Raw genomic sequence first — 550 nt, forward strand, 5'->3', positions numbered from 1 at the left:
ATTTTAATGTGAAAGGTTCTACTATAACTATTAATGAGAGAAATAAATTATATGTTAATATAGATGGTACTACTTTAAAAATTGGAAAAGATGGGAAAATAAAAGGTGATTTAGATGGATATGCTAAAACTGATTATTCTAATATTAAGGGTGATGATAAAACATCAATAATAACTAAACTAAATGATGGAATTAATTTAAAAAATCATACTGGGGCTGTTGCTACTGATAGAGATTAAAAAGATGTTTGTGTTGCTAAATTAAATGTTGATGATAATAATTTAACTGATAAAAGAAAAACAAAATTAGTTAATAAAGCAAGTGACGGTTCAAATTTAGATAACCCTACTGGTAAATTAGTAACAGACACGGATATTAAAGAAAAATTAGATGACAAAGCTAATAAAGATGCTTCAAATATAAGTGGAACTGATTTAACTGCTTGGAGAGATAAATTAAACTCAGGTATTAATTTAGAAACTCCAACAGGTGCATTAGTTAAAGATAGTGACTTAAAAAATGCATTGGGAGATAAATTAAATATAGATGC

The 550-nt window shown here is 26.2% G+C and carries 2 protein-coding genes; one reads left to right on the forward strand and one right to left on the reverse strand.

Annotation, left to right across the window (positions count from 1 at the left end):
* On the forward strand, positions 1 to 239 hold a 239-nt coding region (locus AYC60_RS08905), incomplete at its 5' end, for a hypothetical protein (RefSeq protein ID WP_197416929.1).
* Here AYC60_RS08905 and AYC60_RS08910 read toward each other — a convergent pair.
* A partial coding sequence (locus AYC60_RS08910; RefSeq protein ID WP_197416930.1) for a hypothetical protein occupies positions 236 to 550 on the reverse strand: 315 nt, incomplete at its 5' end. The genes AYC60_RS08905 and AYC60_RS08910 overlap by 4 nt on opposite strands.

The organism is Streptobacillus felis (assembly GCF_001559775.1).
Lineage (GTDB): Bacteria > Fusobacteriota > Fusobacteriia > Fusobacteriales > Leptotrichiaceae > Streptobacillus > Streptobacillus felis.